Raw genomic sequence first — 17,866 nt, 5'->3', positions numbered from 1 at the left:
CCGGCCGGTGCTGTTGCTCCGGCCTGTGCACCGACCCGTTCAGTCAGGGCATCGGCGTCCATCTCGGCAGGCTGATAGGTGCCCACGGCAAGGGTGTGTGGCGAAGGCCGACCGCTCTTCAAGCGGTCGGATGCGGTTCCCGGCCTTGATCAGCTGATTGTGGAGCCAGTGCGGGTCACAGCCGTATACGATCGCGAGCCTCCGGACGCTGACACCGGACTTGTGCCGTTGCGCGATGGCCGGAAGCGCAGCGATGACGAGTGTCCTGAGCATGGCCTGCCAGTCCTGCTCGGTGGTGGCCCACATGGCGTGCTCCTGTAGGGGCTAGGACGAAGAGAGGGCCCGCCGCCGGGGAGGTCGAGGACGGCGGGGTGCGGGTGGGCAGGGGTGCCTCGGGATGGGTGCAGGCGGGGTTCTTCCGTCGGTCGGTGTCTGGCGGGGTTCGGCGGGTGTTCGGTGCGGGTGGTCCGGCCGTCGGCGTCCGTGATGACCAGGACGAGCGGGGTGTCGTCGGGGATGAACAGCTCGCGGCGGACCTCGTCGGCGATGACGCGGTCGAAGTGGGTGTCGATGTCGGCTGCCGGCACGTACGGGTGGGACAGTGCGTCCTCGATTTCGAGCTCGTAGCCGTCGGCCGGGACGATCCTCACTCTGACTTCGCGCGGGACCGGCGGTTCGGTCACGTGCACTCCGTGTGGGGGGCCCGTCCTCGCCGTTCTTCCCCAGGTCGGCCGGGACAGGGCGGGTCAGTCCCTTGTGGGGACGGGGTTGTCGGGGGTGTCTAGCCAGGCGGTGTGGCGCTCGGGGGTGACGGTGAGGCCGAAGCGGTCGAAGCCGGGGCGGCCGTGGTCGTCCCACCAGCGGTAGGCGGCCTCCACCTCGTCCCACAGGTTGCGGGGGCCGGACTGGTAGACCTCGTACTCGACTCGGTCGCGCTCGTAGTCGGCGGACGCCCACGACTTCTTGTCGCGGCTGTGGAGCCACAGCGTGTAGGCGTCGTTGTCATAGCGTTCCGCCCGCCAGAACGCGCCCGGCACGGCAAGCCCGATGACGAACTGCTGGAACCACTTCCCGGTGTCCCACGGGGACAGCGCGGTCATGGTCCTGACGCCGTCGGCCGGCCACGGCACCCCGTGCAGGTACTCGTCGAACACCGGCCGCTCGGTGCGCTGTTGGCGCAGCCGCATGAACGCGGAGCCGCCGGTGAAGCGGCCGCTCGCGCGGGTGCCGTCGTCGTTCACGGTGAGGCGGGCGATCTGCTCCCCGCCGTACTCGGTGCCGAACGGGGCGACGATCACCGCGCCGGGGGCCGACTGCTCCAGCCAGGCCGCGGGGATCTCCAGCAGGGAGCAGGTGGCGATGATGCGGTCGTAGGGGGCGCCCTGGGGCCAGCCCCTCTGGCCGTCGCCCTCGACCACGGTCGGGGCGAGTCCGGCCCGCTCCAGGTTCTCCCGGGCACCGCGGGCTACGTCCGGGTCGTATTCGACGGACACGACGTTCGGGTTCCCGAGGCGGTGGGCGAGCAGGCCCGCGTTCCATCCGGTGCCCGTGCCGATCTCCAGCACCCGGTCACCCGGACGGACATCCAGGTCGCGGAGCATGGAAAGGACCATCGTGGGCATGGAGTTGGACGAGCTGGGGGTCGTGCCGAGGCCGTCGCCCTCGTGGTCGCCGTCGTCCCACTGCGTGGTCAGCGGGATGTCCGAGTAGACGGCCCGCTGCCAGGCCCGGGGGTCCTTGGACCGGTAGACGGCGGGGTTCTGCCGGGTGCCGTCCGCGATGCCCGGCCAGATGCGGTCCGGGACGAACAGTTCGCGGGGCACGGCCTTGAAGGAGGGGAGCCAGTCCGAGGAGAGCGCGCCGCTGGCCACCAGCGCGGAGGCGAGCCCCTGGGGGCCCGCCTCCCTGTGCGTCTCGCCGGTCACCGACCGCCGCCCGCCGGGTTCTGGCCGTCGGAGGTGTTGCCGCCCTCGTCCGAGCCGCCCCCGCCGTGCCCGGAGCCCTTGTTGCTGTCGTCCTGCTGCTTGCCGCCCTTGCCGTCGCCGCTTCCGCTGCCGCGCTTGCCCATCTCCGTACCTCCGTGCTGGTATCGGCCGGCGGGTGGTCGCCCGTCGGAACAGCTGGTCCGGTGGAGTTCCGGACGGCACGCCGAACACCCTTACGGCGTACGGCGCGTGGCTCCCCGGGCGTGCTTGACCACGGTCCGGGGATGTCCCGCCCAGGCGCGGGACATGGTGTTCGGGATCAGTCGTCTGGGTCGCTCCGGACCGGGACGCAGACCGTGTGCGCCAGCCCCAGGGGCGCCTGCCGGTCCACGGTGTTCCGTTCCGGCTCGCGGGTGGCCTCGCGCAGCCGCCTCATCGTCGGCGACTCGGCGGGCCTGAGGGCCGGGACCGCAACGGCCTGGCTGTCGTCGGCCGGTTCCTGCGAGGTCGCGGGGAGCGGCTCACGCGGCATCGTTTCCGTCCTCCTGGTTCTGGTGCGGGGCGGTCAGCGCCGGGTGGTTGTGGAGCGCGGCCCGCAGCGCGGCAATGCGGCGGGGGGCCGCGGGCGCGGGTGATGCCGTCGTCACAGATCGGGTGGCAGGTGCCCTGCCGGTAGCCGTCGGGCCGGTCCGCGACCATTCCCTCGACCGTGAACGGGACGGGCAGCGGCGGGTTGCTCAATCCGCGACCTCCAACTCGGTCAGGAGCACCAGTTCCGGGTATGGGTCCCCGGAGCTGTCCCGGTTCACCCAGGCGTGGTTGGCGAGCCTGCTCGGGGTTTCGGCGACGACACCGGTCCAGCCGTCCGTGCGGTGGCGGACCGGGTCGCCCTCGATCACGTTGTTCACGCCGCCCTCCTCCGGGCCTCGCAGCCGACGCAGGAGCAGACGGAGCGCACAGCCGCGATCTGGAGGAGCATCCCCACACTCGGGGCCCGCTCGGCGGCCCGGGCCGCCCGGTAGTCGTCCAGCGGACTCCAGCCGGCCGGGAGCCGCTGTCGTTCGAACTTCGAGAGGCCGGTCACGGCCTCGCGGTACTCACGCTTGGGATTGCGTCTCGCCATCGGTCCGTCCTCCTTCGCCGTGGCGGCGGGGGTGCGTGATAGACCGTAGGGAGTCGGCTACAGCGCGCTCAACGAACTTGCGACTTCTTGCGGGACGTCACTCCAACGAGGCGATAGCAGCGGCAATCAGTGCCCTTGCCTTCGTCCCGTACACGGCCATGCCGGACAGACCCATGAAGGCCCGGGTGTAGTCCGTGATCTCCCGGGGCTGGAACACGTTGACCTTCGCCGTCAGGGTCTCCACCGCCACCCGCTGATCGTCGAAGAGGTAGAAGGCCTCAAGCGGCCAGATGGTCCGCGGGCGGCCGGCCGGGATGATCCCAACAGAGACGGACGGCAGCGACATCAGAGTCAGCAGGTGGCCGAGTTGAGCGGCCATGTCCTCTGCGCTGCCGATCCTGGTGCGCAGCACCCACTCCTCGATCAGGACGGCGAAGCGGCGTCCCCCCGTGTACATCAGCTGCGCCCGCGCGAGCCGAGCCGGTACCGCCGCCGCGACATCGTTCGGGGTGCCCTGGAAGTCAGTGATGGACTGCAAGAGCGCCGTCGCGTACTCAGCGGTCTGGAAGAAGCCGGGGAGCACGTTTGAGACGTAGATCCGGAAGTGCCTCGTGCGCTCGTAGTCGCTGATGACCTTCTCTTGGGCGAGCCTCATGCCGGAGCTGTTCCGGCGTCGCCACTCCTGGTACATCGAATCAGCAGCGCGGGAGGCCGCGATAAGGTCCGGGATCTGGTCGGCGGCCCCGCACGCGGTACACCAGGCCCGTATGTCGGCCTCGGACGGAGCCACCTTGCCGGACTGGATGCGAGATGTCTTGGCCGGATCCCAGCCGCACAGGGTGGACAGCTCACCCCCTTTGAGCCCGGCGTCCTTGCGAAGCTCGACCAGTTGGTCGGCGATGGCCTTCCGTGCTGCGACGACGCTGGACGATGGCGACGTTGACATCTGCTGTCTACCTGGTGGATCGGAGCGGGCTCAGACCTTGAAGTCCTCGTGCGGAACTGCCCGTTCCCACACCGCTTCGAAAGCGTTCGTGCACAGATCCGCTGTGGTCGGGTCCTCCGTCATCACGTTCCGGGGGTCGGCCCACTCGCCATCGCCGGTGAACAGGTTGAATCGCACAATCCTGCTGTCGAACAACCAGAAGTCGGCACCCGGCAGCGCGATGTCCAGCGCGCGGCTGCGGGGAAGCCATCGGATCTGCTCGCCGGCCGCGATGTTGGTGAATGTGTGGGAGTGCTCGTAGCGGATGTACTCGGTGACGGGCTCCGACACGATCCGCGCGCGTCGGATGGTCACCCCACGGGCGATGGTCTCCACCACGAAGTCGTGGAACGGGTGCCACCACTCAGCCCGGTTCTCCAGAGAGTAGCGGTGCCCGGCCTTCCACGCGGCGAACTGCTCGGTCTCGTCGGCGACGCTGTACTGGTCACGCATCTCCAGATGCACGGCCGACTTCTTCGCCCCCCGGAGCAGCGTCCTGAAGTCCGGCATGTTCGATTGCATCGCAAGCCTCCCTGATGAACGGGATCATCCGCGCGGGGATGGTGATCACGGACTCGTGGACCGGTACGCCGACCTCGTGGCCGGCGACCCATTCAGTCCCGTTGATCTCCGCGAGCTCGGTCCCGGTGACGGTGTCGCTCTGGATCACGAGCCGACCCTGAGTCACGTCCGCCCAGACAGTGGGCGAGCCTTCCTCGTTGGTCTCAGGGTCGATTCCGAAGAACTTTAGGCCCACGGCTACCTCCCGAGTCAGTGGCTTGCGCATACTTGCGTCCGGAGTTGACGTAACCACCAGCATCTAGCGTTCGGGGTCGCCTTGTCAGGCGTTTCGTTTTTTGACGAACCGCCAGCTTGGTAGACGCGATCCTCGCCTTCTGTAGCGGCACCGCACGGCGAGGTCGTTCCCGCGTTCGGGAAGCAGAGCTGCTGCGATCCGTCCGACCGGGCGGTGCTGGATTCCTGCGACGGTCGGATCAAGTGCAACATCCCGGACAAGCCACGGGATCCGCCGGGGCGGTCAGCGGGGGTCGGCGGGGTCGGTCGGGGCGCGGCCGGGCCAGAGGGTGGTGACGATCGGCCAGATCAGGCTGTAGATCAGGACCTTGGTGAGGGGGTTGAGCCAGACCAGCAGGGGGGCTCCCCGGTCGAGGCCGCCGACCAGGGCCACCAGGCCGAAGATCAGGCCGACGCTGATCCCGTAGGCCAGCAGGAAGCGCAGCCAGCCCAGCCACGCGTCCGCGACGGCGGCCCGGCCGTAGAGCTTCGGCGGCGGGGGCGGCGGGTTCTCGGCGTAGCGGCGGGCGAACTTGGCGTCGGCCCAGCGGATCGTCCGATGTCCGTAGACCACCGTGATGCCGAGGTAGGCCGCCGACAGACCGTGCCAGACCGTCGGTTCGGCGCCGTCGCGGATGCTCAGCACGGTGGTCGCCAGCAGCACCACGTCGATCAGCGGGACGCAGAACAGCAGCAGCCCGCCGAGCCGGGGCATACCCGCCGCGTAGCGGGCCGCCAGGCCGGCCACCAGCAGGACCCAGAAGAGCACGTCGCAGGCGAGGATGAGCGTGAGGATGGCACGGTCCTTTCGTGTGACGGTTCGAACACCCATTGTCCCCGGCGGGGGTGCGGCCCGGCACCCGACGACCGGCGGGGGCCGGTCAGTCCGGTTCGGGGGCCGGACCGATCAGCGTGGTCCGGACGGTGGCCAGCCGGGCGCCGGTCGGGTCGTCGATCGCGGTCAGGAACACCACGCGCTCCCGGCCGCCCTGACAGTCCATCAGTTCCGGGACGGCCTCGGCGGTCAGTTCGTCGCCGGCCCGCAGCGCCCGCTCGAAGCCGAACCACTGCGCCGCGTGGACCGCGCCCTCCGGGGGGAGGCCGAACTCCGGGTCCGCCAGCAGCTGCCAGTACGCCTCCCCCGCGACCAGCGCGGCGAAGGTCGGCGGCGCCGGCAGGTCCGGGTGGCCGGCGGCCCGGGCGGCGGCCGGGTCGCGGTAGAGCGGGTTCGGGTCGCCGATGGCCGCCGCGAAGGAACGGACCGCCGCGCGGGTCACCAGGAACGGCTCCGGGGCGGCGAACACCCGGTTCAGATAGGCCCGGTTGAGTGCCACGGCGGTCAGCGGCCGACCGCGTGGGCGCCGCCGTCCACGTGGACGATCTCGCCCGTGGTGGCCGACAGCCAGTCCGACAGCAGGACGGCACAGGCCCGCGCGGTCGGCGCGGCGTCCGCCGCGTCCCAGCCGAGCGGGGCGGCCTCGTCCCAGCCGTGCCCGTCGAAGCCCGGCACGCCGCGCGCGGCGGTGGTCGCCAGCGGCCCGGCCGCCACCAGGTTGACCCGGATCCCGCGCGGCCCCAACTCCTGGGCCAGGTACCGGGCGCAGGACTCCAGGCCGGCCTTGGCCACGCCCATCCAGTCGTAGCCGGACCAGGCCCGTGACGCGTCGAAGTCCAGCCCGACCACCGAGCCGCCCGGGCCCATCAACGGCAGGGCCGCCGTGGTCAGCGCCTTGAGCGAATAGGTCGAGACGTGGACGGCGGTCGCGACGTCGTCCCACGGCGTGCTCAGGAAGTTACCGCCCAGCGCCGACGGCGGCGCGTACCCGATCGAGTGCAGCACGCCGTCCAGGCCGTCCAGGTGCGTGCCGACCCGCTCGGCCAGCGAGTCGAGCTGTCCGGCGTCGGTGACGTCCAGTTCGACCACCGGCGGCGGTTCGGGCAGCCGCTGGGCGACCCGCCGGACCAGGCTCGGCCGGCCGTGCGCGGTGAGGACCACCCGGGCGCCCTGCTCTTGGGCGACGCGCGCGACGTGGAAGGCGATCGAGGCCGGGGTGAGGACGCCGGTGATCAGCAGGCGCCGGCCGTCGAGGATGCCCATCGGTTCTCCGCTCGGTGCATGGGGTGTACAAGGTTCTTGGGAGGTAGGGGGGTTGGCGTAGGGGAGGTTGGCGGGGTGCGGCCGTCAGTGACCCATCGAGGAGCCGCCGTCCACCGGGACGAGCGCGCCGGTGACGTAGCCGGCGTCCGGCGAGACCAGGAAGCGGACCACCCGGGCGACCTCGACCGGCGCCGCCGTCCGGCCGAGCGGGATCTGCCGGACGTACTGCTCCCGCAGCTCCTGCGACAGCCCGTGCGTCATGTCGGTGTCGACCAGTCCGGGCGCCACGATGTTCACGGTGACGTTCCGGGGCCCCAACTCCCGGGCCAGGCTGCGCCCGAACCCGATCAGGCCCGCCTTCGACGCGGCGTAGTTGGCCTGCCCGGTGGAGCCCTGCAGGGCGACCACCGAGGACATCAGCACGATCCGCCCCCGGCCCAGGCGCAGCATGCCCCGGGTGGCGCGCTTGACCACCCGGTAGGCGCCGGTGAGGTTGGTGTCCAGCACCTCGGCGAAGGAGCGTTCGGACATCGTGGCGAGCAGCCGGTCCTGGACGATGCCCGCGTTGACCACGAGCACCTCCACCGGGCCGTGCGCGGCCTCCACCGTCCGGAACGCGGCGTCGACCCCGGCGGAGTCGGTCACGTCGCAGTGCACGGCGAGGGCGCCCTCGGGGGCGTCTCCCGCGCGGTGGGTGACGGCGACCCGCTCGCCGTCCGCCAGCAGTTCCTCGGCGATGGCGCGGCCGATGCCCCGGTTGCCGCCGACGACCAGGCAGGAGCGGGCCGGGGGGCGGTCCATCAGGCGGCCCCGACCGTCGCCTGCCGTGCCCCGACCGTCGCCTGCCGCGCCTCGACGCGCTCGGCGACGTGCTCGGCGAGGCGCTCGGCGACGTGCCGGTTCAGCGCGTGGCGGCGCAGCGCCTCCGGGGCGGCGGCGCGGGCGCCGGCGATGGTGCCCAGGCAGTCGGCGGCCCCGCAGAGGCACTCGAAGGGGCCGACCATGTCCCACTCGGTCGACGGGTAGAAGAAGGCCAGCTCCTCCCCCACCGCGACCGGCCGCAGGGCCCGGGCCTCCAGCCGCTCCGCGTCCACGTACACGTTCGGCGCGCAGGAGTGGTTGAGGTAGCGGACCTGCGGCCCGTCGATGTGCCGGTCGCCGACGTCGATGGTGTAGATCGACGGGGTGTCGGCGGTCACGCAGTGCCGGAGGTCGGCGATGACCTCGCCCTCGGCGAGCGCGCGGGCGGCGACGACGCCGGCGCCGTAGGGACGGTCCTGGACCACGAGGAAGGCGTTCTCGGACAACGGTGGTTCCCTTCTGTGCTGGAAGACTCGGGTGGTGGTGCGGGGGGCTGCGGGACGCGGGGGGCGGCGGGACGCCGGGGCGGCGTGGCCGTCAGCCGTCGGTGGCGGTGGCGGTGGAGTCGCGGTGCCGCAGCACCGCGTCGGCCAGCTCGGCGACCGTCCGGTGGAGGCTGACGGCGGACGGTTTCAGGCCCGGGGCCAGCACCTTGAGGCGGCGCAGGACGGTCATGCTCATCAGCGAGTCCAGGCCGAAGGCGTGGTAGTCCGCGTCCGGGTCGAGGGCCTGCGGCGGGTCGATGGCCAACGCCCGGGCCACGGCGGCCTGGACGTGGCCGACGACGATCTCCCGGCGCCGCTGGGCCGTCGGGGCCGCTTCGAGCAGCGCGAGGACGTCCTGCTCTGCGGGGGCGGCCGGGTGGGGGTTCAGGTCCGGTCCGGAGTCCGGGTCCGGGGCGTGGTGGTCGGCCAGCAGCGGGACGGGCGTGCGCAGGCCGTAGGCGGCGGCCACCGCGGACCAGTCGGCGTCGGCGACGACCAGCTGGGTCCGGCCCCCGGCGAGCGCGCGGTCCAGGGCGGCGGCGGCCGTCGCACCCGTCATCAGCCGCATGCCGGTGGCGGTGATCGGCGGGTGGAGGGCGGCGTCCAGTCCGTCCCGCCACGGTCCCCAGGCGACCGCCAGGGCGGGCCGGCCGGCGCGGTGGCGTTCCTGGACCAGCGCGTCCAGCCAGCAGCTCGCGGCGGCGTAGTGGGCCAGCCCCTGGGAGCCCAGCAGGCCGGTGGTCGAGGAGAAACAGACGAAGTGCTCCACCGGGTGGTCGGCCGTCAGCCGGTGCAGGACGTCGGTGCCGTGGACCTTCGGCCGCAGCACCGCCGCGACCCGCTCCGGGGTGAGCTCGGCGATCGGGGCGACGTCCTCGGCGAAGGCGGCCTGGACCACGCCGCGCAGCGGCGGGAGTCCGGTGCCGAAGCGCGCGAACAGGGCGCGCATGGCGGCCTCGTCGGTGACGTCGGCGGCCACCTCGTGCACGGTGACGCCCGCGGCCCGCAGCCGTTCGAGGGTCGCCGCGACCGGGCCCGCCGCACCGGCGGCGCCCCGGCGGGAGACCAGCACCAGGTGCCGGGCGCCGAGCGCGGCGAGCCGGTCGAGTACGGCGGGCCCGGTCCGGCCGGTGGCGCCGACGACCAGGTGGCTGCCGTCCGGGTCGAGGCGCACGGCGGCGCCGCGCGCGGCGTCCGGGCGGGCGGCGAGCCGCGGGGCGTACCTGGTCCCGGCGCGGTGGGCGCTCTGGGTGCCCGTGCCGGGGGCGGCGGCCAGTTCGGCGGCGAGGGCGCGGGCGGCCCGCACCGCGTCCTCGGGGCCGGCGGGCGCGGCCAGGTCGACCAGGCCGCCCCAGGCGTCGGGGTGCTCCAGTGCGGCGCTGCGGCCGAGCCCCCAGAGCGCGGCGTGCGCCGGGTCCAGGGGGGTGTCGGAACCGGGCTGCTGGGCGTGGGTGGTGACGATCCACAGCCGGGCCCGGCCCGCCCCGGCCACCGCGCGGACCAGCCGGGCGGCGTCGGCGGTCAGCCGCACGGCCGCGTCCGGGGCCGGTCCGCCGGGCACGGGCAGGTGGACGACGTGCCGGACGTCGTCGGTCAGGGCGTCGGTGATCTGGCCGTCCGTGCTCTGTCCGTCGGCGATCCGTCCGTCGGTGGTCCGGCAGTCAGTGGTCCGGCAGTCGGTGCCCCGGTCGCGCAGCAGAGCGGCGAGGGCGTCGGCGACCGCGCCGCCGCCGACCAGCAGCACCGGCCCCTCGGGCGTGCCGTCCGCCCGGCCGGCCGGGGTGTCCGCCGTCAGCGGCGCCGGCCGCCACTCCACCGTGTGCAGCCACCCGGCGGGCACTCGTACCGGCCCGGTGTCCACCCGGCGCACCCGCACCCCGCGCGCCCTGGCGACCGCCGAACCGCCCCGGTACCAGTCGAGTTCGGCGAGCAGGGCCGGTCCGTCCGGGTCCCCGGTGACCCGCGCCCGGACGGTCAGCGGCCCGGTCACGCGGTCCGGGCGGACGGCCAGGCCGTCGAGGCCGACCACCGTCCACCCGCCGGTGCCGCCCGTGCCGCCGGGCGGGAGCGCGGCGGGCAGCGCCTGGAACGCGGCGTCGAGGGCGGCGACCCCGTCGGCCGGGAGCCCCGGCAGCGCGTCGGCCAGGACGGCACCCGGCCGGGAGCGCAGCGCGCCCAGCGCGCGGAGCGCGGGGCCGTGCACCAGCCCGGCGGCGGCCAGGGCGGTGTAGTGGGCGGCGGCGTCCAGCGGTTCGCCTCGGCCCACCGCGCTCGGGTCCGTCGCGTCCGGGTCCGTCACATCCAGGTCCAGGGCGTACGGGTCCTCGTGCACCCGGGCGGAGGCGTGGCGGTGCCAGTGCCCCTCGGCGTCCTGGGAGTGGACGTCGAAGGCGGCGGGCGCGGTGCCGTCCTCCGCCGGGCGGAGGGTGAGTTGGAGGGCGCGGACCGCGCCGTCGAGGACGAGCGGCTGGTGCACGGTGAGGTCGCGGACCTCGGGGGCCGCCAGCCCGGCTTCCCGGGCGGCGGTCAGCGCGAGCCAGGCGTAGCCGGCCAGTGGCACCAACTCGGCTCCGTACAGCAGGTGTTCGCGCAACGGCCGGAGTGCGGGCCGGTCCGGCGCGGGCTGCCAGAGCCGGGTGCCGGGCCAGGCTGCGGGGGTGGTGACCGGTCCGAGCGGGCCCTCGGGGACGCCCGCCGGGAGCTCCGCGACGGGAGCCGGAGCCGGGGCGGGGAGCGCGGCCCGGACGGTGGTCCAGTGCCGGGTCCGCCGCCAGGCCATGCCCGGCGGGTCGGTGGGCGGCCCGCCGGGGGTGAACCGCCGCCAGTCGGGGGCGAGTCCGTGGCAGTACAGCCGGCCGAGCGCGGCGAGGAAGCTGCGGTACGGGTCGCGGTCGCGCAGCAGCGTCCCGGTGACCAGCACCCCGCCCTCGCCGTCCAGCGTGGCGGCGGTGTCCCGGGTCAGCACCGGGTGCCCGCTGAGTTCGACGAACACGCCGTACCCGGCCTGCCGGGCCGCGCGGACGGCGGCGGCGAAGTGCACCGGCGCCCGCAGGTTGTCGCACCAGTACGCGGCGTCGCAGGCGGGTTCGGTGCCGAGCCGTCCGGCGACGGTGGAGAAGAACGGCAGCTCGGGCCGGCGGGGTGTCAGGCCGTCGAGTTCGGCGCGGAGCAGCGGCAGCAGGTCGTCCATCTGCGGTGAGTGGGAGGCGACGTCCACCTGGACCGGACGGGTGTCGATGCCGTCGGCGGCGTAGGCGTCCCGGAGGGCGTCGATCCCGGCCGGGTCGCCGGCCACGACGGTGGAGTGGTCGCCGGGGACGACGGCGACGGTCACCGAGCCGTCGGGGACGGTCCGGGCCAGCCGGGCCGCGACCTCCTCGGCGGGGCTCTCGACCACCGCCATGGCGCCCCGCCCTGCGACCTTCAGCAGCAGCCGCGAGCGCCGGCAGACGACCCGGGCGGCGTCCTCGACGCCGAGCGCACCGGCCACCACGGCGGCCGCGACTTCGCCCATCGAGTGGCCGACGACGGCGGCCGGGCGCACCCCGTGGGCGCGCCAGAGCGCGGCGAGGCCGAGTTGCACGGCGAAGATCAACGGCTGGACGACGGAGACCTCGGCGGGCACGGTGTCGGCCCGCAGCACCGCGTGCAGCGAGAACCCGGACTCGGCGGCGACCAGCGGTTCCAGCTCCTCGACGGCCCGGCGGAAGGCGGGCGCGGTGTCGTACAGGGCGCGGCCCATCCCGGCCCACTGGGAGCCCTGGCCGGAGAACAGCCAGACGGGCCCGGCGGGTGCGCCGGCCCGCCCCTGAGCGGGGCCGGGGGCGGCGGGGCCGGATACCGCGAGGCCCGGTACGGCGGCGCCGGCCAGGTGGTCGGCGAGGGCCCGCCGCAGTTCGCGGGCGTCGCGGGCGGGCACGGCGAGCCTCTGCGGCTCGTGCGGGCGGCGCACGGCGAGGGTGTGCGCGAGGTCCGGCAGCGGAACATCGGCGCCGGGGCCGGCCAGCCAGTCCGTCAGTCGGCGCAGCCGCTCGGCCAGCGCTTCCGGCGAGCCGGCCGAGACCGGCACCAGGTGGACGCCGGCGCCCTCGGGCGCCTCGGGTCCGGAGGGGGCGGACGGCGGGGCGGGGTCGGGCGACTCCTCGACGATGACGTGGGCGTTGGTGCCGCCGAAGCCGAAGCTGCTCACCCCGGCCCGGCGGGGCCGGTCGGTGCGCGGCCAGGGGGTGGCGGCGGTGACCACCCGCAGCGGCAGCCGGTCGAAGGGGATCAGCGGGTTGGGGCGGTCGAAGTGGAGGCTGGCGGGCAGGGTGTCCCGGCCGAGGGCGAGCACGACCTTGATCAGGCCGGCAACGCCGGCGGCCGCCTCCAGGTGCCCGAGGTTGGTCTTGACGGAGCCGATGAGCAGGTCGCGGTCGCGCCCGTCGAGCAGGACGGCGGCGAGCGCGGAGGCCTCGACCGGGTCGCCGAGGGCGGTGCCGGTGCCGTGGGCCTCGACGTAGTCGACGTCCGGCCCGGTGAGGCCGGCGGCGGCCAGGGCGGTGCGCAGCAGCTCCTGCTGGGCCTCCGGGTTGGGGGCGAGCAGTCCGTTGGAGGCGCCGTCCTGGTTGACGGCGCTGCCGCTCAGCACGGCGAGCACCCGGTCGCCGTCGCGGCGGGCGGCGGAGAGGGTCTTGAGGACGACGACACCGCAGCCCTCGGCCCGGCCGTACCCGTCGGCGTCGGCGGCGAAGGTCTTGCAGCGGCCGTCGGCGGCCATCACGCCGGCCTCTTCGAAGTTGACCGTGACGGACGGGGAGAGCAGCAGGTTGACGCCGCCGGCCAGGGCGAGTTCGCTCTCGCCGGAGCGCAGGCTCTGGACGGCCTGGTGGACGGCGACCAGCGAGGAGGAGCAGGCGGTGTCCACGACCAGGCTGGGGCCGCGCAGGCCGAGCGTGTAGGAGACCCGGTTGGCGATGACGGCGAGGGCCGAGCCGGCGCCGGTCCAGGCGTCGATGCCGGACAGCTCGGCCATCTGGGCGGCGCCGTAGTCGGAGACGGAGGCGCCGACGAACACGCCGGTGCGGGTGCGGGCGAGCGAGCGCGGCGGGATGCCGGCGTGTTCCAGGGCCTGCCAGGCCACTTCGAGCATGAGGCGCTGCTGCGGGTCGGTGGCGGCGGCCTCGCGGTCGGACATGCCGAAGAAGGCGGGGTCGAAGGCGGCCGGGTCGTCGGTGAGGTAGCCGCCGCGGGAGGGGGTGCGGTCCAGGACGGCGCGGGCGGCCGGGTCGAGGGCGCCGAGGAGTTCCCAACGGCCGGGCGGGGCCTCGCCGATGGCGTCGCGGCCGTGGGCGAGCAGGTCCCAGAAGCCGTCCGGGTCGGCGGCGCCGCCGGGCAGGCGCAGCCCGAGGCCGATCACGGCGACGGGTTCGGCGGCGGTGGGGGCCGGGGACGCCACGGAAGCCGGAGCCCCGGCGGCCGCCTGCCCGTCCGGCCGGGTGAGCCGGCGGGCGAGCGCCTCGACCGTCGGCGCCTCGTAGAGCAGGGCGGGCGAGAGCGCCCGGTCGAGCAGTTCCTCCAGGGCGCCGGAGAGTTCCACCACCCCGCGCGAGGTGAGGCCGAGTCCGGCCAGCGGCTGGTCGGTCGGGACGTCCGTCGCGGCGAGGCCGAGGCGGTCCGCGAGCCAGTCGACCAGCCAGTCGCGCACCGTCGCCTCGTCCGGTCCCGCGCCCGTACCCGTACCCGCACCCGCACCCGCACCCGTGCCCGTGGCGGCCTGTCCGTTCACCGTGTGCTCCTCGATCAAGACGTCCACCGGTCCGTCTCCAGGTGGTCCAGGGTTCCCAGCCGGTGGCCCTCCGCGCAGGCGTGCCGCCGGACCTTGCCGCTGCTGGTCCGGGGCATGGTCCCGGCCCGTAGGAAGACCACCTCCCGGGGCTCGACGCCGTGCTGCTCGCCGACGGCGCGGCGCACGGCGCGCACCGCCTGGTCGCGGGTGACCGCGACCGGGTGCTCCGGCGGGCGGCGCAGTTCGACGGCCACCGCGAGGTGTTCGCCGCCGCCGTCGATCACCGGGAAGGCGGCGACGGCGGAGACCACCGGGGCCGGGGCGGGCAGGGCGTCGAGCGCGGCCCTGGCGGTGGCCTCGATGTCGGCGGGGTAGTGGTTACGGCCGTCCACGATCACCAGGTCCTTGATCCGTCCGGTGACGTACAGTTCGCCGCCGTGCCGGAAGCCGAGGTCTCCGGTGCGCAGCCAGTGGGGTGCGCTGCGGCGGCCGTCGGGGCCGGTGAGGACGGCGCCGAAGGTGCGGCGGGTCTCCTCGGGGCGCTGCCAGTAGCCGTGGGCGACGTTGGGGCCGCTCACCCAGATCTCGCCGACCCGGTCGTCGGCCAGCTCCCGTCCGTCGGCGGGGTCGGCGATGCGGACGTCCACCCCGGGCAGCGGGGTGCCGCAGCCGACCAGCCACCAGGCGTCGGGGGCGTCCGGCGGGCAGGGCCGGGCCAGGCCGTCGACCAGTGCGGGCCGGTCGAACGGCAGGACGGTGGCGCCGCCGACGGCGGAGGTGACGCCGAGGGTGGCCTCGGCGAGTCCGTAGCCGGGGGCGTGGCCGGAGGCCGCGAAGCCGCTGGGGGCGAAGGCCTCGGCGAAGGCGCGGACGCTCTCGGAGTGGACCTGCTCGCTGCCGTTGCACAGGGTGTGGAGGCTGTCCAGACGCAGCCCGGCCCGCTGCTCGGGGGTGGTCCGGCGCACGCACAGGTCGAGGGCGAAGTTGGGGGCGGCGGTCCAGGTGCCCCGGTGGTCGCTGATCAACCGCAGCCAGCGCAGGGGCTGTTGGACGAAGGCCAGCGGGGTCAGGTGGACGGCGTGGGCGCCGGTGACGAGCGGCATCGCGACGCCGGTGATCAGGCCCATGTCGTGGAAGTAGGGCAGCCAGGAGACGACGACGTCCCGTTCGGTGAGCCCGGACTGTTCGGCGCTCTGCCGGGCGGCGGCGACCAGGTTGGCGTTGCTGACGAGCACCCCGCGCGGGGCCCGGGTGGAGCCGGAGGTGTACTGGAGGTAGGCCGTGTCGTCGGGCCCGGCCTGGTCGTCCGGGCCCGGAGCCGTCAACTCGCCTACTAAAAGAGGCAGTTCGTCGATGCCGAGGACGACCGTCCCGGCGCCCCGGACAGCCCGGGCCAGGGCGGTGACGGCAGGCGCGGCGTCCCGGGTGGTCAGCACACAGGCCGGGGCGCTGTCGCGCAGCACGGCCTCCAGCCGGTCGTTGCCGCGGTACGGCTCCGGGGCGTACAGCGGGACGGCGACGGCGCGGGCGTACAGGCAGCCCAGGAAGCCGACCAGGTAGTCGAGGCCGTGCGGCGCGCACAGCGCGACCCGGTCCCCGGGGCGGCAGTGCGCGGCCAGCGCGGCGGCGACGGCGACGGCCCGGCGGTCCAGCCCGGCGTAGTCGAGGGTGGTGGCGACGCCCCGGCGGTCGGTCCCGTGGTCGACGAAGGTCAGCGCCGGCGCCGTTCCCCGGGTGGCGGCCCAGTGCCGGACGGCGTTCGGCAGGTCGCGACGGGCGGCGGCGGTGGCCGCGGTCTCGGACATGGTGGTGGTGCCTCTTTCGTACGGGGCCGGGGTCCGCCCGGGCGCGGCGGTGACGCGCGGGCGGGCCGGCGCGCGGGCGGTGGCGGCCGGTCAGCGGCGCTCGTGGACGTCGCGCAGGTAGCCGGCGCCGGTGCGGTCCAGGTGTTCCAGGAAGAGCCGCCGGGCCTCGGCCTTCTCCCCGGCGGGCACGACGTCGGCGGCCAGGCCGAGTTCGGACGTGCGGGCGAGCGCGTAGAACTCGTCGCGCAGCAGCGAGCAGACCACCGCGTCCCAGTGCCGGCCGTCGAGGAAGAAGTAGTCGCGCAGCACCCCTTCGACGGTGAACCCGCCGTGGGTGATGATCTGCACCATCTGCCGGTTGTGCAGGCCCAGGGTGAGCTGGACCCGGTGCGCATTCTTGGCGTGGAACAGGTAGTTGAGCAGCAGCACGTTCGCCTCGACGCCGTACCCCTGGCTCCACAGCCCGGTCACGCCGATCGCCGAGCCGATGGTGTAGCTGCCCTCGTAGGCCAGCGGCCCCCAGTTGACGGCGCCGACCCGGGTGCCGTCGTGGGTGGCGACCATGAGGTAGTGCATGCCGCCCTGCCGGACGGCGTCGCGCAGCAGTTCGGCGGAGAGGAACTGCGGGGATCCGGAGGAGTAGGTGCCGACCCGGCTCCCGGTCCAGTCCACGATCAGCTGGAAGTCCTCGTCGGTGCAGGTCTCCAGGGCCACCAGGTCGCCGCGCATCACGGCTCCCAACGGCGGACCGCGAGGACCGCGTTGTGGCCGCCGAAGCCGAAGGAGTTGGTGAGCGCGGTGCGCACCTCGTGCCGCCGGGCCTCGTGGGGCACGAAGTCGAGCTCCGGGTCCTCCGGGTCCTCGCAGTTGAGCGTGGGCGGGACGATCCCGGTGGCCAGGGTCCGCAGGGTGGCGATGAGTTCGACCGCTCCGGCGGCGCCGATCAGGTGGCCGATCATCGACTTCTGCGAGCTGATCGGGATCCGGGGGGCGTGGTCGCCGAGGACGGCGCGCAGCGCGGCGATCTCGGTGGAGTCGTTGAGCGCGGTGCTGGTGCCGTGCGCATTGACGTAGTCGATGTCCCCGGGGGCGAGGGCGGCGTCGGCCAGCGCGAGCCGCAGGGCCCGCTGGGCGCCCCGGCCCTCCGGGTGCGGGGCGGAGGAGTGGTAGGCGTCGGTGGTGGCGCCGTAGCCGAGGATCTCGCCGAGGACGGGGGCACCGCGCCGGATCGCGTGCTCGGCGTCCTCGACGACCAGGACGCCGGCGCCCGCGCCGAGCACGAAGCCGTCCCGGCCCCGGTCGAACGGGCGGCTGGCGCGGGCCGGTTCGTCGTTGCGGCGGGACAGCGCGCGGACGTTGGACATGGCGGCGACGTCGAGCCGGGTGATCGGGTCGTCGGTGCCGCCGGCGACCACGGCGTCCACCCGGCCGGCCCGGATCAGGTCCACGGCCTCGCCGACGCAGGTGGTGCCGGTGGCGCAGGCGGTGATGATCGCCCCGCTCGGGCCCTCGAAGCCGTACCGCATGGCGATCTCGGCGGACGGGTTGTCCGGGGAGCCGCCGATCGCGTAGGAGGTGGGCACGCCGCGCGGACCGCGCACCCGCAGCCGTTCCAGGGCCTCGATGCCGGCGATGTTGGCGCCGTAGCCGGAGCCGACCAGGACGCCGATCCGCTCCCCGCCGCCGGCCTCGGCGGTGAGCCCGGACTGCGCGACGGCCTCGGCCGCCGCGACGACGGCGAACTGGGCGAAGCGGTCCATCCGGCGCGCCTCGATGCCGGTCATGAAGCGGGTCGGCTCGAAGCCGGTGACCTCGGCGGCGATCCGGGTGGGCAGGTCGGAGGCGTCGAAGGCGGTGATCGGGCCGACGCCGCTGCGCCCGTCGACCAGGGCGGACCAGTACGCGTCCACCGTGGCGCCGGTCGCCGTGAGGGCGCCGGCGCCGGTGATGACGACGCGTCGGCGCGGCGGGTGTTCAGCGGTGCTGGACATGGGGCCTTCCATTTCGTTCGTACGATCCGGT

Annotated in this window: 17 protein-coding genes; all 17 read right to left on the bottom strand. The window is 74.5% G+C overall.

Going from position 1 to position 17,866, the window contains the following annotated elements; all coding sequences use genetic code 11:
* Window positions 1–746: 746 nt before the first annotated feature.
* The 17 genes from ABTZ03_RS33920 to fabF all read right to left on the bottom strand — a co-directional run bounded on the left by ABTZ03_RS33920 (window position 747) and on the right by fabF (window position 17,835).
* Entirely contained in the window at window positions 747–1,925 is a 1,179-nt protein-coding gene (locus ABTZ03_RS33920; RefSeq protein WP_350516996.1) for a methyltransferase domain-containing protein, read from the bottom strand.
* Window positions 1,922–2,068 carry a hypothetical protein gene (locus tag ABTZ03_RS33915; protein WP_350516995.1) on the bottom strand — a complete coding sequence of 49 codons (147 nt, stop codon included), beginning with the start codon at window positions 2,066–2,068 and terminating at the stop codon, window positions 1,922–1,924. The genes ABTZ03_RS33920 and ABTZ03_RS33915 overlap by 4 nt, the downstream gene beginning before the upstream one ends.
* Window positions 2,069–2,244: 176 nt before the next feature.
* Window positions 2,245–2,457, bottom strand: coding sequence for a hypothetical protein (locus ABTZ03_RS33910; RefSeq protein WP_350516994.1), 213 nt, complete (start codon window positions 2,455–2,457; stop codon window positions 2,245–2,247).
* Between the two features lie 205 nt (window positions 2,458–2,662).
* The gene (locus tag ABTZ03_RS33905; RefSeq protein WP_350516993.1) at window positions 2,663–2,833 is read right to left on the bottom strand and encodes a hypothetical protein; all 171 of its coding nucleotides are present in this window, start codon (window positions 2,831–2,833) and stop codon (window positions 2,663–2,665) included.
* Window positions 2,830–3,048 (bottom strand): hypothetical protein, encoded by a 219-nt coding sequence (locus ABTZ03_RS33900; protein ID WP_350516992.1) that lies wholly within the window; start codon window positions 3,046–3,048, stop codon window positions 2,830–2,832. Before ABTZ03_RS33900 ends, ABTZ03_RS33905 begins: the two co-directional genes overlap by 4 nt.
* A gap of 97 nt (window positions 3,049–3,145) precedes the next feature.
* Window positions 3,146–3,994 (bottom strand): helix-turn-helix domain-containing protein, encoded by an 849-nt coding sequence (locus ABTZ03_RS33895; protein ID WP_350516991.1) that lies wholly within the window; start codon window positions 3,992–3,994, stop codon window positions 3,146–3,148.
* Window positions 3,995–4,024: 30 nt separating this feature from the next.
* Window positions 4,025–4,555: a DUF6879 family protein gene (locus tag ABTZ03_RS33890; RefSeq protein WP_350516990.1), complete on the bottom strand. Its 531-nt coding sequence runs from the start codon at window positions 4,553–4,555 to the stop codon at window positions 4,025–4,027.
* The gene (locus ABTZ03_RS33885) at window positions 4,479–4,820 is read right to left on the bottom strand and encodes a hypothetical protein (protein WP_350516989.1); all 342 of its coding nucleotides are present in this window, start codon (window positions 4,818–4,820) and stop codon (window positions 4,479–4,481) included. Before ABTZ03_RS33885 ends, ABTZ03_RS33890 begins: the two co-directional genes overlap by 77 nt.
* Before the next feature lie 252 nt (window positions 4,821–5,072).
* Window positions 5,073–5,597: a hypothetical protein gene (locus ABTZ03_RS33880; RefSeq protein ID WP_350516988.1), complete on the bottom strand. Its 525-nt coding sequence runs from the start codon at window positions 5,595–5,597 to the stop codon at window positions 5,073–5,075.
* 112 nt (window positions 5,598–5,709) lie between these two features.
* On the bottom strand, window positions 5,710–6,162 hold the full coding sequence (locus ABTZ03_RS33875) for an FAS1-like dehydratase domain-containing protein (protein ID WP_350516987.1): 453 nt from the start codon (window positions 6,160–6,162) through the stop codon (window positions 5,710–5,712).
* Window positions 6,163–6,167: 5 nt separating this feature from the next.
* Window positions 6,168–6,926, bottom strand: coding sequence for an enoyl-ACP reductase FabI (gene fabI, locus ABTZ03_RS33870; protein ID WP_350516986.1), 759 nt, complete (start codon window positions 6,924–6,926; stop codon window positions 6,168–6,170).
* An 84-nt stretch (window positions 6,927–7,010) separates the two neighbouring features.
* Window positions 7,011–7,727 (bottom strand): 3-oxoacyl-ACP reductase FabG, encoded by a 717-nt coding sequence (fabG, locus tag ABTZ03_RS33865; protein ID WP_350516985.1) that lies wholly within the window; start codon window positions 7,725–7,727, stop codon window positions 7,011–7,013.
* The gene (locus ABTZ03_RS33860) at window positions 7,727–8,233 is read right to left on the bottom strand and encodes an SET domain-containing protein-lysine N-methyltransferase (protein ID WP_350516984.1); all 507 of its coding nucleotides are present in this window, start codon (window positions 8,231–8,233) and stop codon (window positions 7,727–7,729) included. Before ABTZ03_RS33860 ends, fabG begins: the two co-directional genes overlap by 1 nt.
* Window positions 8,234–8,324: 91 nt before the next feature.
* Window positions 8,325–14,066 (bottom strand): SDR family NAD(P)-dependent oxidoreductase, encoded by a 5,742-nt coding sequence (locus ABTZ03_RS33855; RefSeq protein WP_350516983.1) that lies wholly within the window; start codon window positions 14,064–14,066, stop codon window positions 8,325–8,327.
* The gene (locus tag ABTZ03_RS33850; protein ID WP_350516982.1) at window positions 14,054–15,844 is read right to left on the bottom strand and encodes a fatty acyl-AMP ligase; all 1,791 of its coding nucleotides are present in this window, start codon (window positions 15,842–15,844) and stop codon (window positions 14,054–14,056) included. Before ABTZ03_RS33850 ends, ABTZ03_RS33855 begins: the two co-directional genes overlap by 13 nt.
* A gap of 90 nt (window positions 15,845–15,934) precedes the next feature.
* Entirely contained in the window at window positions 15,935–16,573 is a 639-nt protein-coding gene (locus ABTZ03_RS33845; protein WP_350516981.1) for a GNAT family N-acetyltransferase, read from the bottom strand.
* Window positions 16,573–17,835 carry a beta-ketoacyl-ACP synthase II gene (gene fabF, locus ABTZ03_RS33840; RefSeq protein ID WP_350516980.1) on the bottom strand — a complete coding sequence of 421 codons (1,263 nt, stop codon included), beginning with the start codon at window positions 17,833–17,835 and terminating at the stop codon, window positions 16,573–16,575. Before fabF ends, ABTZ03_RS33845 begins: the two co-directional genes overlap by 1 nt.
* Window positions 17,836–17,866: the final 31 nt, after the last annotated feature.

Source organism: Kitasatospora sp. NPDC096077 (assembly GCF_040303245.1).
In the GTDB taxonomy this organism is placed as follows: Bacteria; Actinomycetota; Actinomycetes; order Streptomycetales; family Streptomycetaceae; genus Kitasatospora.
Note: the sequence above shows the minus strand (reverse complement) of the source record. Positions and strands in the feature narration are given on the sequence as shown.